Origin of the sequence: Aureimonas ureilytica DSM 18598 = NBRC 106430 (assembly GCF_000382705.1) — a bacterium.
Taxonomy (GTDB): Bacteria; Pseudomonadota; Alphaproteobacteria; order Rhizobiales; family Rhizobiaceae; genus Aureimonas; species Aureimonas ureilytica.
Genome location: NZ_ARQE01000005.1, coordinates 22,527 through 36,633, shown reverse-complemented (window position 1 = coordinate 36,633; position 14,107 = coordinate 22,527). Strand labels below are relative to the sequence as shown.

The window sequence follows — 14,107 nt, the reverse complement described above, 5'->3', positions numbered from 1 at the left end:
GACGCCGTGCTAAATCGGGAGAAGGAAGCGGCAAGAGGCCGGGCGGCGGGTGCGGGGCGAGACAGGCGAAGAGGCCGGGCCATTCGCCGGACGCGCCCGGCTCGGTCGAGATCGCGGCTTACCCGCTGAAAACGCCAGGAAAGAGGCCATCCCATGCCCGAGCTCGCGGTCGAAGTCACACGCGGCCCTCTCGTCGAAAGTCGCCACCGCGTCAGCCTTGCGGTGGTGGACGGAGCGGGGCGGGACGTCCTGCGGGCCGGCGATGTGGCGGCCCCCGTGTTTCCACGCTCGGCGGTAAAGGTCTTCCAGGCCCTGCCGCTCGTCGAAAGCGGCGCGGCCGATCGCTTCGGTTTCACGCAGGGCGACCTGTCGCTCGCCTGCGCGTCGCATTCGGGCGAGGCGGGGCATGTCGAGCGGGTCGGGGCGATCCTGGCGCGGGCGGGGCTCGGAGAGGGCGATCTCGAATGCGGCTGTCACTGGCCCTTCGACGCGCCGGTCGCCCGCGATCTGGCACGAAGCGGCGAGACGCCGACGCAGCTTCACAACAATTGCTCGGGCAAGCATGCCGGCTTTCTCTGCACCGCCGTGCATCTTGGCGAAGACACCTCGCGCTATGTCACGCCCGGGCACGCGGTTCAGCGCCGGGTTCGCGCGGTGCTCGCCGATCTCGTCGGCCTGCCCGAGGATGCGCTCCCGATGGGCATCGACGGTTGTTCCATCCCGACCTTCGCCGCGCCCTTGCGCGGGTTTGCCGCCGGCTTCGCCGCGCTCGCGAGCGGGCAGGGCGTCGCGCCCGAGCGCGGGGCGGCGGGACAGCGGCTGATGGATGCCTGCATGGCCGAGCCCTGGTTGATGTCGGGCACGGGGCGCGCCTGCCTGCGCCTGATGGAAGCCGCGCCCGGCCGCGTCTTCGCCAAGACCGGCGCGGAAGGCGTGTTCTGCGGCGCGGTGCCCGAGCTGGGCGTGGGCTTCGCCTTGAAGGCGGAGGACGGCACGACCCGCGCGGCGGAGGCCGCCGTCGCCGCCGTTCTGGCGCATCTCTTCGAAACGGAAGACCCGGCTCTCTCAGCGCTCTATGGCGACCAGGCGCGGCCCGCCCTGCGGAACTGGGAAGGCGTCGAGGTCGGCGGCCTGCGCGTCGTCGGCCTCGGCTCGCGGGCCGGCGCCTTCTAGCTGCCCTGCGCGACGGGCGGGGGCTCCGGCGTGCGGCCGGCCGGGCGTTCGGGCTGCTGCCTTTCGCGCGCGAGGCGCTCGAGGCTGGCATCGGCCGACAAGGGGCGGTCGAACAGATAGCCCTGTCCGAGCCGCCCGCCCGCCATCAGAACGACCTTGCGGTTCTCCTCGGTCTCGACGCCCTCGGCGACGATCTCGAGAGCCAGCCGATCGGCGAGTTCGCAGACGGTACGGATGATCGCGACGTCTTCGTCCGAACCGCCGCGCAGGAAGAACTGGTCGATCTTGAGCTTGCTGAAGGGGAAGCGCCGGAGATAGCTGAGCGAGGCGTAGCCGGTGCCGAAGTCGTCGAGCGAGAAGCGGCACCCGAGATCGCGCAGCCGGTGCAGCAGCGTCAGCGCTTCGGCGTCGTTCTCGATCAGGACGCCTTCGGTGATTTCGAATTCCAGGCGGGACGGGCGGATTCCATGGCGCAGGAGACTCTCGCCGACGACGTCCGGGAGCATGACGTCGCCCAATTGTCGCGCCGACATGTTGACCGCCACGAAGATGTCGTCGGGCCAGAGACGCGCCTGCCGCAGGGCCTGTTCCACGACCCAGCGCCCGATCGGGACGATCAGTCCGGTTTCTTCCGCCAGCGGCACGAACTCGGCGGGCGAGATCGACCCGAAGGCCGGATGGGTCCAGCGCAGAAGCGCTTCGAAGCCGCGCGTGCGCCGATCGCCGAGGTCCACGATCGGCTGAAACACGAGATGAAGTTCGCCGCGCTCCACCGCGTCCCGGAGATCCTCGCGCAGGCGCTCCCGAAGGCGACCGGTCGTCCGCATGCCATCGTGAAAGGCGTGGATCTGCCCGCGACCGTTCGCCTTGGCGGCCTGCAGCGCGATGTCGGCATTCTTGAGGAGGGAGGCCTCCGGCGTGTCGACGCCCGCCGCAAGGCCGATCGTCACGCCGACACGCAGGCGCTCCCCGGCTAGGCGAAGCGGCTCCGCGAGGCTGGACAGGACGCGTTGCGCGGCGACCCAGGCCTGTTCCTCCGCCTGCGGGCCAAGGTGCAGCAAGGCGAATTCGTCGCCTCCCACCCGGGCCATGATCCGAGCCGAGGGCGCGGCGCTCTCGATGCGCTCGCACAGCGCCAGAAGCACGGCGTCGGCGGCCTCATGCCCCAACGCGTTGTTGATCGTCTTGAAATGCGTGACGTCCACGAGAACGATCGCCGAGGGCTCGCCCCGGACGTTGCGGAGCGCCGCGATGAAGGCGAGGCGGTTCGGCCGGAGGGTCAGGGCGTCGGTCGTCGCGATGCGCTCCAGCTCGCGCGTATGCCGGGCGACGGTTGCCAGGAGGATCGCTCCGCAACCGAAGAGCGTGGCGGCCAGGAGCGACTGGCTGATCGATCCGAAGGCCACCACATTGAGCACCGCCAGAGCCATGAGAAGCAGGGCGACGCTCGCGAGGGCGATGCGGATTCGGTTGCCATCGGGCGGACCGAAGGTCTTGGACGTCGCCTTCATCGGGACCGCGCCATCGGCCGGGAAGACAAGCGAGCGCGCCGTCCGGAGGCGGCAACGGGAGCGGTGTGAGCCCGCCGAGCGGGCACGACCCACCGCTTCGACCCGACGAGTGTCCCGCCTCCCTTGATCAAATGCCGCTCCATCCCTTGGCCTCGCGACGTCGTCAACGATCGCGCCCGGCCTCGAAAGGCCCGGCGCGGATCATTCCCGTCCGTCCGGCAAGCCGCGCCTAGCAGCCCATCACCGCGACCAACATCCCACTCAAGTCTTAATCGGCCCTGAGGCGGGAGGCTAAAGAACGATCGAAGGTTCGATCGACCTATCGCTGCGTCAATCTGCCGGGGAGGCGGTCAGATGTCGCGGCCACGTTCGAGAAGAACACGGCTCGTCGCGGACCGTTTTACGTTCGATGGTCTTTGCGGGCGTCGGACGTCGTCTCGTTCAGCCAGCAATCCACGCCGACGCCGGCCGCGCGGCCGGTCGCGAGACAGGCGGTCAGGAGATAGCCGCCGGTCGGCGCTTCCCAATCCAGCATCTCGCCGGCCGCGAAGACGCCGGGCCGGCGTGTCAGCATCCCGTTCTCGTCGAGCTCCCCCAGGCCGAGCCCCCCGGCCGAGGAGATTGCCTCCGCCAGCGGTCGGCAGGCGTCGAGCCGAAGCGGCAGAGCCTTCACGAGGCCTGCGAGGCGAGCCGGGTCGCCCCGATCCTCCGGACCCGACACCTCGCGCAGGAGGGCGATCTTCACCGGGTCGAGGCCCGCGCCCTTGCGCAGTCTGGTCGCAAAGCTCGCCTTGGCAGGCTGGCGGGCGAGCGCGAGTGCCAATTGTTCAGCAGAGCGACCGGGCGCCAAGTCGAGTTCGAGGATCGCCGAGCCGTCCCGCTCGATGGTGTCGCGCAGCGCGCTCGCATGGGCATAGACGAGGCTGCCCTCGATACCCGTGCGGGTCAGCACGAATTCGCCCTGCAGCCGGCCCGCTGCCGACCGCGCGGTGACGGCCTTGACCGGGGCGCCCGCGAAGCGCTCCGCGATCTCGGCGCTCCACGCGACGTCGAAGCCGCAATTGGCGGGGCGCAGGGGCGCGACCCCGAGGCCGAGCGCTTCGAGGTGAGGCACCCAGGCGCCATCCGAGCCGAGCTTGGGCCAGCTCGCACCGCCGAGCGCCAGAAGCGTGGCTTGGGCGCTGACATGGATTTCGCCCTCCGGCGTTGCGAAGCGAAGCCGCTCGCCATCGAAGCCAAGCCAGCGATGACGCGGGTGAAAGGTGACGCCCGCCTCGCGCAGCCGCGCCAGCCAGGCGCGCAGCAGGGGCGAGGCCTTCATGGCGGTCGGGAACACCCGACCCGACGAGCCGACGAGGGTCGGCGATCCCAGTGCCTCGGCCCATTGGCGCACGGCGTCGGGCGGAAAGGCGTCGAGCGCTTGTGCCAGTTGCGCGTTGGCCGCGCCAAAGCGGGTGCGGAACCGCTCATAGGGTTCGGAATGCGTGAGATTGAGGCCGGACTTTCCGGCGAGCAGGAACTTGCGCCCGAAGCTCGGCATGGCGTCGAACACGCAGACCCCGCGCCCGCGCGCGGCCAAAGTTTCGGCGGCGGCAAGGCCCGCCGGGCCACCGCCGATAATGGCGATCTCGATCTGTCGGTCGGCTTGCGTCATGGCGGGGATGTGACCTTTTCCACGCGCGCGAACAAGGGGACGGGCGCGCCTCCTCGCGTTCGTTTGAGCGTGTTTTGCCGGCACCCGCCCCTAGCCGAAGGCCGAGCGTGGCCTTTATGGGGCTTTCATCCGGCCGTTCCCCCGTGAACGGCGCTTCATCAAGGGTCGCTCCGCATGGCCAAGCTCATCCATTCCATGATTCGGGTTCTCGAAGAGGATCGCTCGGTCGCCTTCTATCGCACCGCCTTCGGGCTCGAGGTCGCGGAGCGGATCGAGTTCGACCGCTTCACGCTGATCTACCTGCGCAATGCCGAGAGCGAGTTCGAGCTGGAACTGACCGTCAACAAGGGCCAGGCCGGCGCCTATGATCTGGGCAATGGCTATGGCCATCTTGCCGTCTCCGTCGCTGATCTGGAAGCCGAGCACGAGCGGCTGAAGGCCGGCGGCCTGACGCCCAAGGATATCAAGGAGTTGAACACGCCTGATGGGCACAAGGCGCGGTTCTTCTTCATCGAAGACCCCGACGGCTACAAGATCGAGGTTCTCGAGCGGAGCTGGCGCTTCGCCTGATCGAGGCCGATCGGCGCCGCCTTCGAGCCTGGGTGATCCGCCGCCATTTCGCAAGCATGGTTGGCTCCGGCATCGCCCAGCGGAGAATCGCGCCGCAAAAACGATCGCCGCTCGCTGCTGCATTGCAACGCAGGGAAACTTGTCGTTAGCTCCCACCCGAAACGTCGATTTGGGGGAATGGGCAGTTGGCGATAGCGAAGATTCTCGTGGCGAACCGGTCGGAAATCGCGATCCGCGTTTTCCGGGCAGCGAACGAGTTGGGCCTGAAGACCGTCGCGATCTGGGCGGAAGAAGACAAATACGCCCTGCATCGCTTCAAGGCCGATGAGAGCTATCAGGTGGGACGCGGCCCGCATCTCTCCCGCGATCTCGGCCCCATCGAGAGCTATCTGTCGATCGAGGAGGTCATCCGCGTCGCCAAGCAGTCGGGCGCGGATGCGATCCATCCCGGCTACGGCCTCCTGTCCGAGAGCCCGGAATTCGCCGACGCATGCCGCGAGAACGGCATCACCTTCATCGGCCCCACGCCCGAGACGATGCGCCGGCTCGGCAACAAGGTCGCCGCGCGCAATCTCGCGATCGAAGTCGGCGTGCCCGTCGTGCCGGCCACCGATCCGCTGCCCGACGACATGGCGGAAGTCGCGCGCCTTGCCGAAGAGATCGGCTATCCCGTGATGCTCAAGGCTTCCTGGGGCGGCGGCGGGCGCGGCATGCGCGCCATCCGCAAGGCCGAGGACTTGGCGCGCGAGGTGCTGGAAGCCAAGCGCGAGGCCAAGGCCGCCTTCGGCAAGGACGAGGTTTATCTCGAGAAGCTGGTGGAGCGCGCTCGCCATGTCGAGGTGCAGATCCTTGGCGACACGCATGGCAACGTCGTCGATCTCTTCGAGCGCGACTGCTCGATCCAGCGCCGCAACCAGAAGGTCGTTGAGCGCGCGCCCGCGCCTTACCTGAACGACGAGCGCCGGCGGGAACTTGCCGCCTATGCGCGCACGATCTGCGCGGCGACCGATTATGTCGGCGCAGGCACGGTCGAGTTCCTGATGGATGCCGATTCGGGCGAGTTCTACTTCATCGAGGTGAACCCGCGCATTCAGGTCGAGCACACGGTGACGGAAGTCGTCACCGGCATCGACATCGTGAAGGCGCAGATTCACATTCTCGACGGCGCGGCCATCGGCACGCCGGAATCGGGGGTCCCGCCGCAGGAGGAGATCAAGCTCAACGGTCACGCGCTGCAGTGCCGCATCACGACCGAGGACCCCGAGCAGAACTTCATTCCCGACTATGGCCGCATCACCGCCTATCGCGGCGCGACGGGCTTCGGCATTCGCCTCGACGGCGGCACGGCCTATTCGGGCGCGATCATCACGCGCTTCTACGATCCGCTTCTGGAAAAGGTGACGGCCTGGGCGCCGAGCCCTCAAGAAGCGATCGCGCGCATGCACCGCGCGCTGCGCGAGTTCCGCATCCGGGGCGTGGCGACGAACCTCACCTTCCTCGAAGCGATCATCACGCACCCGGCCTTTGCCGACAATTCCTACACGACGCGCTTCATCGACACGACGCCGGAACTCTTCGCGCAGGTGAAGCGGCGCGACCGCGCGACGAAGCTCCTGACCTATCTCGCCGACGTCACCGTCAACGGCCATCCCGAGACCAAGAACCGCCCGCGCCCGGCCGCCGACGCGCGTCTGCCCGTCGCGCCGCAGTTCCGGGGCGAGATCCGGCCGGGCACCCGCCAGAAGCTGGAAGAGCTGGGCGCCAAGGGCTTCGCCGAGTGGATGCGCGCGCAGCCCCAGGTGCTCGTCACCGACACGACGATGCGCGACGGGCATCAGTCGCTGCTCGCGACGCGCGTTCGCACCCATGACATCGTCGGCATCGCGGACGCCTATGCGAGAGCGCTGCCGCAGCTTCTGTCGCTCGAATGCTGGGGCGGGGCGACCTTCGACGTCGCCATGCGCTTCCTGACGGAAGACCCTTGGGAGCGCCTGTCGCTGATCCGCGAAAAGGCGCCCAACATCCTTCTGCAGATGCTGCTGCGCGGCTCCAACGGCGTCGGCTACACCAATTATCCCGACAATGTGGTGAAGCAGTTCGTGCGCGAGGCCGCAAGCGGCGGCGTCGATTTGTTCCGCGTCTTCGACTGCCTGAACTGGGTCGAGAACATGCGCGTCTCGATGGACGCGGTGCTGGAATCGGGCAAGCTCTGCGAGGGCGCGATCTGCTACACGGGCGATCTCTTCGATCCGGCCCGCTCCAAGTATGATCTGAAATACTACGTCAATCTCGCCAAGGAGATGGAGCGCGCGGGCGCGCATATTCTCGGCCTCAAGGACATGGCGGGTCTGCTCAAGCCCGCTGCCGCGCGTGTGCTGGTCAAGGCGCTGAAGGAGGAGGTGGGCCTGCCCATCCATTTCCACACGCATGACACGTCGGGCATCGCGGCGGCCACCATCCTCGCCGCCGTGGACGCGGGCGTCGATGCCGTGGACGCGGCGATGGACGCGCTGTCCGGCAACACCTCCCAGGCCTGCCTCGGCTCGCTGAACGAGGCGCTGCATGGCTCCGAGCGCGACCCCGGCCTCGACAAGCAAGCGATCCGCCGCATCAGCTTCTATTGGGAAGCGGTGCGCAACCAGTACGCCGCCTTCGAGAGCGATCTGAAGGGGCCGGCTTCGGAAGTCTATCTCCACGAAATGCCGGGCGGCCAGTTCACCAACCTGAAGGAACAGGCGCGCTCGCTCGGGCTGGAGACCCGCTGGCACGAGGTGGCGCAGGCCTATGCCGACGCCAACGCCATGTTCGGCGACATCGTGAAGGTCACGCCCTCGTCCAAGGTCGTCGGCGACATGGCGCTGATGATGGTGGCGCAGGACCTGACGGTGGCGGACGTGGAAAGCCCGACCCGCGACATCGCTTTCCCGGACTCGGTGGTCGCCATGCTGCGCGGCGATCTCGGCCAGCCTCCCGGCGGCTGGCCGGAAGGCTTGCAGCGGAAGGCCCTGAAGGGCGAAGCGCCGATCGCGGTTCGTCCGGGCTCGCTGATCCCCGACGCCGATCTCGCCGCCGAGCGCGCCAAGATCGAGGAGAAGCTCGGCCGCAAGATTTCGGATCAGGAGTTCGCCTCCTATCTGATGTATCCCAAGGTTTTCACGGATTTTGCCCTGGCGGCCGAAACCTATGGGCCGGTCTCGACCCTGCCGACCGCCAACTATTTCTACGGTATCGGCACGGAAGAGGAGATCCTGGTCGATCTCGAACCCGGCAAGACGCTGGTCGTGCGCTGCCTCGGCACCGCCGACACGGACGAGAAGGGCCGTCGCACGGTCTTCTTCGAGTTGAACGGCCAGCCGCGCCGAGTGAAGGTGCCCGACCGGTCCAAGGCGGGCGGAGCGGGGGCAATGCGCCCGAAGGCGGAAGCGGGCAACCCGGCCCATGTCGCGGCCCCCATGCCCGGCGTCGTCTCGACGCTCGCCGTGCAGCCGGGCCAGGTGGTGAAGGCTGGCGACATTCTCCTCTCCATCGAGGCGATGAAGATGGAAACCGCGCTTCATGCCGAGCGGGACGGAACGATCTCTGCCGTGCATGTGCGCTCGGGCGATCAGATCGACGCCAAGGACCTGCTCGTGGTCTTCGCGGCTTGAGACAGAAAGGCGGCCTCCGGGCCGCCTTTTTCATGATCGGAGGTCGCGCATGAAGCCGCGCCGAACCAAGTCTTCGGACGACTGGAAGCGCAGCGAGCCCTCGTAGCGGAAGTCCGTGTGCGGGCCGAACCCGTCGCTCTGCACGATCGCCTTGTAGAATTCCGCGCCGTTGAAATGCGCTTCCTCACCGGCCAGCGTGCGGAAGATTTCCACCGCGCCGGGCGCGAATTTCTGGTGCAGCAGCACCGCGTCGGGCGGCGCGAAATTGCGCGCGAGCGGCAGCGGGCCATGGGCGGTGTTGGTCGCAAAATGCAGCGCCGCGTCGGCGTAGAGAAGCGGGAACTTCGTCATCCGCATCTGCGTCCCGAAAACGCGGTTGCGTGGGCCGCCCCGGATCGAGGTGCAGAACTTCTCGTCCGCCACCTCGTAATGCGAGCCGTCGAAAAGCGGGCAGAGCGTGGTCGGCGGGCTCAGCGCGTCGGCTGGCGGTTCGACCTCGCCGATCGGTCCTTCCGGGTAGAGATCGATCATCGGCGCCATGGCGCGCTTCAGCCCGGCGCGTTCGAGATCGGCCACGAAGCTCTGGAGCGGGCGGGTCTCGCAGCCGGGGAAGACCAGATATTCGTCGCTGTCGATCGAGAGAACCCAGCGCCCCCGGCCGATCCGGTCCAGCATCAGGTCGCGCCAGACGAGACCGCCACCCGATGTCAGGAAATTGCCGGCGGAGGTGAAGAGCGCGAGGTCCGGCTGCGCTTCGAGGAAAGCGCGGCTGCCGTCCGTCGAAGCGTCGTCCACGACCGCGAAATGCCGAACGCCCATTCGCCGGTAATGGTCGAGGAAGGACGGCAGCGTCGCCATGGCATTGCGCACGACCGTGATGAGAACGATATCGCGCGGCCCTGGCGCGGCGGCCATCGGCTTGATCTCGGTCAGGCGGCAATCGCCCGTCGCCTTGCCCCGCTGGCGATAGCGCCGCTCGCGCCAGACGAGCTGAAGCCGCGCCAGCAAGCCGAGCGCGCCGTAGCGCAGCCAGAGCGCAGGGTCGGGGTTCGGGTAGGGCAGGGCGGCCCGCCCGTTCGCGCCGGGCGGGGTCTTGGATGCGCGCAAGGCCGGCTTCCTATCGACGCTTGAAGGCGTCGGCGAGCGCCGCACCGAAGCCGCCGATCTGGGGCGCGGCGGGCTTCGCTTCCCGCCGCTCCGGCCGGGCCTGGCCTTTGGACGCGCCGGCCTCGTCACGCTTGCGAGGGGCGGCATCCGGCTCGACCTGCGTCTTCATCGACAGCGAAATGCGCTTGCGCTTCTCGTCCACCTCGACCACGCGCACCCGCACGACCTGACCGGCCTTCACCACCTCGGCCGGGTCCTTCACGAACCGGTCGGCGATCTGCGAGACATGGACGAGCCCGTCCTGATGGACGCCGATATCCACGAAGGCACCGAAGGCCGCGACATTCGTCACCGTGCCTTCCAGCATCATGCCGGGACGCAAATCCCGAATTTCGTTGACCCCTTCGGCAAAGCTCGCCGTGCGGAAGGCGGGTCGCGGGTCGCGGCCGGGCTTTTCGAGTTCGGCCAGAATGTCCCTCACCGTCGGCAGGCCGAACCCGTCGCCGACGAAGCGCTGCGGATCGAGCGTCTTCAGCGCCGCGCCGTCGCCCATGAGCGAGCGGAGGTCCCGCCCGCAGGCTTCCACGATCTTGCGCGCCACGGGATAGGCTTCCGGGTGAACGGCCGAGGCGTCCAGGGGCTCCGTGCCGCCCTGGATGCGCAGGAAGCCGGCGCATTGCTCGAAGGCCTTCGGCCCCAGGCGCGGCACTTTCAGAAGCGAGCGGCGCGTCTTGAACGGGCCTTCCTTGTCCCGGTGCGCGACGATCGCATCGGCCAGCGACGGGCCGATGCCGGAGACATGCGACAGGAGCGCGGCCGATGCCGTGTTCACATCCACGCCGACCGCGTTCACGGCGTCTTCCACCACGGTTTCCAGCGCGCGGGAGAGGGCGGGCTGATCGACATCATGCTGATACTGGCCGACGCCGATAGCCTTCGGGTCCACCTTCACGATCTCGGCCAGCGGGTCCTGCAGGCGGCGGGCGATCGAGGCCGCGCCGCGCAAGGAGACATCGACACCTGGCAACTCGCGCGAGGCGATTTCTGACGCCGAATAGACGGACGCGCCGGCTTCCGACACCACGACCTTGGTGGGCTTGGCCCCCGGCAGCTTGGCGATGACGTCCGCCGCGAGCTTCTCTGTCTCGCGGCTGGCCGTGCCGTTGCCGATGGCGACGAGTTCGACCTTGTGCTTCTCGATCAGGCCGGCCAGCACCATCATGGCACCCGCCACGTCGTTGCGGGGCTGGAAGGGATAGACGGTCGCGGTGTCCACCAGCCGCCCGGTCCCGTCCACGACCGCGACCTTGACGCCGGTGCGGATGCCCGGGTCGAGGCCCATCGTGGCCTTCGGCCCGGCCGGCGCGGCGAGGAGAATATCCTTCAGATTGCGCGAGAAGACGCGGATCGCCTCGGCATCCGCCCCTTCCTTCATGGTCGCCATCATCTCGTTGGAGAGCGAGCCGTGAATTTTCTGTCGCCACGCCCAGCGCGCGACGTCCATCAGCCAGCGCTCGGCCGGCGTGCCGCCCTGCGTCTTCACGCGGAACTCGCGCGCGATCATCGCTTCCACCGGCTTCACCGGCGAGGGATCGTCGGCATCCACTTCGATGTCGAGCGAGATGACGCCTTCCTTTTGCGCGCGCAGGATTGCCAGGACGCGGTGGCTCGGGGCGCTCGCCCATTTCTCCTCATGGTCGAAATAGTCGGAGAACTTGGCGCCGGCCTCCTCCTTGCCCTTCTGCACCTTGGCGCGGATGCGCGCCTTCGACACGAGATGCGTGCGGATCGCGCCGACCAGCGCGGGCGTCTCGGCCATGGTCTCGGCCACGATGTCGCGCGCGCCCTCCAGCGCCGACTTGGTGTCGGCCACCTGATCTCCGAGGAAGCGCTTGGCCAGCGCTTCCGGGTCGGCGGAGCGATCGGTCAGGAGGGTTTCGGCCAGCGGCCCGAGGCCCTTTTCGCGCGCGGCGTCCGCGCGGGTGCGGCGCTTGGGGCGGAAGGGGAGGTAGAGGTCTTCCAGCGTCGCGCGGGTCGTCGCGCCTTCGATCTGGCGCGAGAGCGCATCCGTCAGCTTGCCCTGCTCGCGGATGGAGCGCAGCACCGTCTCGCGCCGCGATTCCAGTTCGCGCAGATAGGTGAGCCGCACCTCCAGCGTTCGGAGCTGCGCGTCGTCCAGCCCGCCCGTCGCTTCCTTGCGGTAGCGCGCGACGAAGGGAACCGTCGCGCCCCCGTCGAGCAGCGCGACGGCGGCCGCGACCTGCACCTCCCGCGCGCCGATCTCTGCGGCAATGAGGCTGTCGATGGATGGGCGCGGGGCGGTCATGGGCGTTGGTCTCCTCGGTCGGGCGAGGCTTACCCTCAAGCGCGGCCAGACGGCAAGAAAGAGGCGTTGCCGCTCAAGGCCGCCTCATGCGATGCCGGGCCTGATCCACCATCTCAGGAAAGGCGTCGGCCATGACACAACGCTCGTATTTCTCGCCGCCCGGCGGTCTGCCGGGGCAGGACCAGCTTCTGTCCGGCAAGGCGGTCTTCACCAATGCCTATGCGGTGATCCCGCGCGGCGTCTACAGCGACATCGTGACGAGTTTCCTGCCGCATTGGGAGAAGACGCGGCTCTGGATCATCGCGCGGCCGATGACCGGCTTTTCCGAGACCTTCTCGCAATACATCATGGAAGTGCAGCCGGGCGGCGGCAGCGCCAAGCCGGAGCCGGACGAGGAAGCGCAGGGCGCGCTGTTCGTCGTCTCCGGCGAGATCGCGGTGACGCTCGGTGGCGAGACGCACCGCCTCGCGCCCGGCGGTTTCGCCTATCTGCCGGCGGGCGCCGCCTGGACCCTGCGCAACGAGGGCGAGGCCGCGGCGACCTTTCATTGGATCCGCAAGCGCTACGAGGCCGCCGAGGGGATCGCCAAACCCGACCCGATCTTCACCAGTGAGAAGGACATCGCGCCGACGCCGATGCCCGACACGAACGGCGCCTGGGCGACGACGCGCTTCGTCGACCCGAGCGATCTGCGCCACGACATGCATGTGACCATCGTCACCTTCCAGCCGGGCGGCATCATTCCCTTCATGGAAACCCATGTCATGGAGCACGGGCTTTATGTTCTGGAGGGCAAGGCCGTGTATCGCCTGAACTCCGACTGGGTCGAGGTCGAAGCCGGCGATTTCATGTGGCTGCGCGCCTTCTGCCCGCAGGCCTGCTATGCGGGCGGCCCCGGCCCGTTCCGCTACCTTCTCTACAAGGACGTGAACCGCCACGCCGCGCTCTGGTAGATCTCGCGATGTCGGCGGGTCGGCTTCCCTAGCGGACCCGCCGAGGCGGTGGGGAGCCTTTAGTGACTCGGAAGGGTTAATATGAACCCCGCTCCTCGACCTCCAGTCGTGAAAATGAATCCTAAGCTTTAGATGTTTGGATTGCCGGCATTGTCACTGCCTTTTCGTTTCGTGCGGATCAAGGGAGACTTCAAATGCCGCGACCTTCCCGAGTGAAGTCGTCCCTTCTGCCGCATGTGTTCGCGGCTTTGCTGTTGCAGGGCGCGATGATCGCGCCTGCTTGCGCCCAGACGATCGGGCTCGTGATGCCCGTCGCCAACGACACGTTCCGCGATACGATCGCCGCTGGCGTCGCGGCGGCCGCCAAGGCGGCAGGCTATCAGGTCACCCAGACCGACGCGCAGGGTGACGAGAGCCTTCAGATCGCCAATGCCAAGCAGCAGATCGCCGACGGCGCCTCCGCGCTCGTCGTGCTCGGCCTTGCCGATAGCGTCGAGACGCAGATCGCCGCGCTGGCGCGCTCAGCCAAGGTGCCCCTCGTTTTCGTCAACCACGAACCCGACCATGCGCTTCTGGGGAACGGCGTCGCCTATGTCGGCTCCGAGGAAAAGGTCGCCGGCACGCTGGAAACGGAAGAGGCCTGCCGGCTCATGGGCGGCAAGGGAACGGCTGTCGTCCTCATCGGCGAACTGACCCACCCGGCGGCCCGCACCCGCACCCGCTACGTCCACGAGGTTCTCGCCCGGCCCGAATGCAAGGGCATCGAGATTCTGGAGGAGCAGGGCGGAAATTGGGACCGCGCGGAAGCCAAGGCGCTGATGCAGTCCTTCCTGGATGCCGGGCTGCGGCCCGATGGCGTGATCTCCAACAATGACGAGATGGCCCTTGGCGCCATCGACGCGCTGAAGCCCGCCGGGTTGAAATCCGTCGTCACCGGCATCGACGCGACGAACGACGGCCTGGAGGCGATGAAGGCCGGCGATCTGTCCGCCACCGTGCTTCAGGACGGGCAAGCGCAGGGCGCCCTCAGCGTCGCGCTCGTCGGCAAGATGCTCGCCGGCGAAGCGGTCGAACCGCTGAACTGGATACCTTTCGTGCTCGTCCGGCCCGGAGACGTCGCCGCGCTCCAAGCCAAACGCACCACGAACTGACGCGCTCTCCTTTCA

General features: G+C 67.9%; 9 protein-coding genes. 5 read left to right on the top strand and 4 right to left on the bottom strand.

Going from position 1 to position 14,107, the window contains the following annotated elements:
- The first annotated feature begins 153 nt into the window (after window positions 1–153).
- Entirely contained in the window at window positions 154–1,173 is a 1,020-nt protein-coding gene (locus B146_RS0112285; protein ID WP_019996742.1) for an asparaginase, read from the top strand.
- Here the strand turns inward: B146_RS0112285 and B146_RS25885 are convergent.
- Both B146_RS25885 and B146_RS0112275 read right to left on the bottom strand, forming a co-directional pair.
- Entirely contained in the window at window positions 1,170–2,684 is a 1,515-nt protein-coding gene (locus B146_RS25885; RefSeq protein ID WP_019996741.1) for a putative bifunctional diguanylate cyclase/phosphodiesterase, read from the bottom strand. The genes B146_RS0112285 and B146_RS25885 overlap by 4 nt on opposite strands.
- Window positions 2,685–3,084: 400 nt before the next feature.
- Window positions 3,085–4,338: a TIGR03862 family flavoprotein gene (locus B146_RS0112275; RefSeq protein WP_019996740.1), complete on the bottom strand. Its 1,254-nt coding sequence runs from the start codon at window positions 4,336–4,338 to the stop codon at window positions 3,085–3,087.
- 174 nt (window positions 4,339–4,512) lie between these two features.
- Here B146_RS0112275 and B146_RS0112270 point away from each other — a divergent pair, with 174 nt between their 5' ends.
- Together B146_RS0112270 and pyc are read left to right on the top strand one after the other, a co-directional pair.
- Window positions 4,513–4,908, top strand: a complete 396-nt coding sequence (locus tag B146_RS0112270) for a VOC family protein (protein ID WP_019996739.1) — start codon at window positions 4,513–4,515, stop codon at window positions 4,906–4,908.
- Between the two features lie 185 nt (window positions 4,909–5,093).
- Window positions 5,094–8,555 (top strand): pyruvate carboxylase, encoded by a 3,462-nt coding sequence (gene pyc / locus B146_RS0112265; protein WP_019996738.1) that lies wholly within the window; start codon window positions 5,094–5,096, stop codon window positions 8,553–8,555.
- 30 nt (window positions 8,556–8,585) lie between these two features.
- Here the strand turns inward: pyc and B146_RS25880 are convergent, their stop codons facing one another.
- Together B146_RS25880 and B146_RS0112255 are read right to left on the bottom strand one after the other, a co-directional pair.
- Window positions 8,586–9,662, bottom strand: coding sequence for a glycosyltransferase family 2 protein (locus B146_RS25880; protein WP_019996737.1), 1,077 nt, complete (start codon window positions 9,660–9,662; stop codon window positions 8,586–8,588).
- Window positions 9,663–9,672: 10 nt separating this feature from the next.
- Window positions 9,673–11,988 (bottom strand): Tex family protein, encoded by a 2,316-nt coding sequence (locus B146_RS0112255; protein WP_019996736.1) that lies wholly within the window; start codon window positions 11,986–11,988, stop codon window positions 9,673–9,675.
- Between the two features lie 131 nt (window positions 11,989–12,119).
- Between B146_RS0112255 and B146_RS0112250 the strand changes: the two genes are divergently transcribed.
- Together B146_RS0112250 and B146_RS0112245 are read left to right on the top strand one after the other, a co-directional pair.
- Complete coding sequence (locus tag B146_RS0112250; RefSeq protein ID WP_019996735.1) at window positions 12,120–12,941, top strand: bifunctional allantoicase/(S)-ureidoglycine aminohydrolase; 822 nt, start codon at window positions 12,120–12,122, stop codon at window positions 12,939–12,941.
- Window positions 12,942–13,135: 194 nt separating this feature from the next.
- Entirely contained in the window at window positions 13,136–14,092 is a 957-nt protein-coding gene (locus B146_RS0112245; protein WP_081630977.1) for a substrate-binding domain-containing protein, read from the top strand.
- Window positions 14,093–14,107 lie beyond the last annotated feature (15 nt).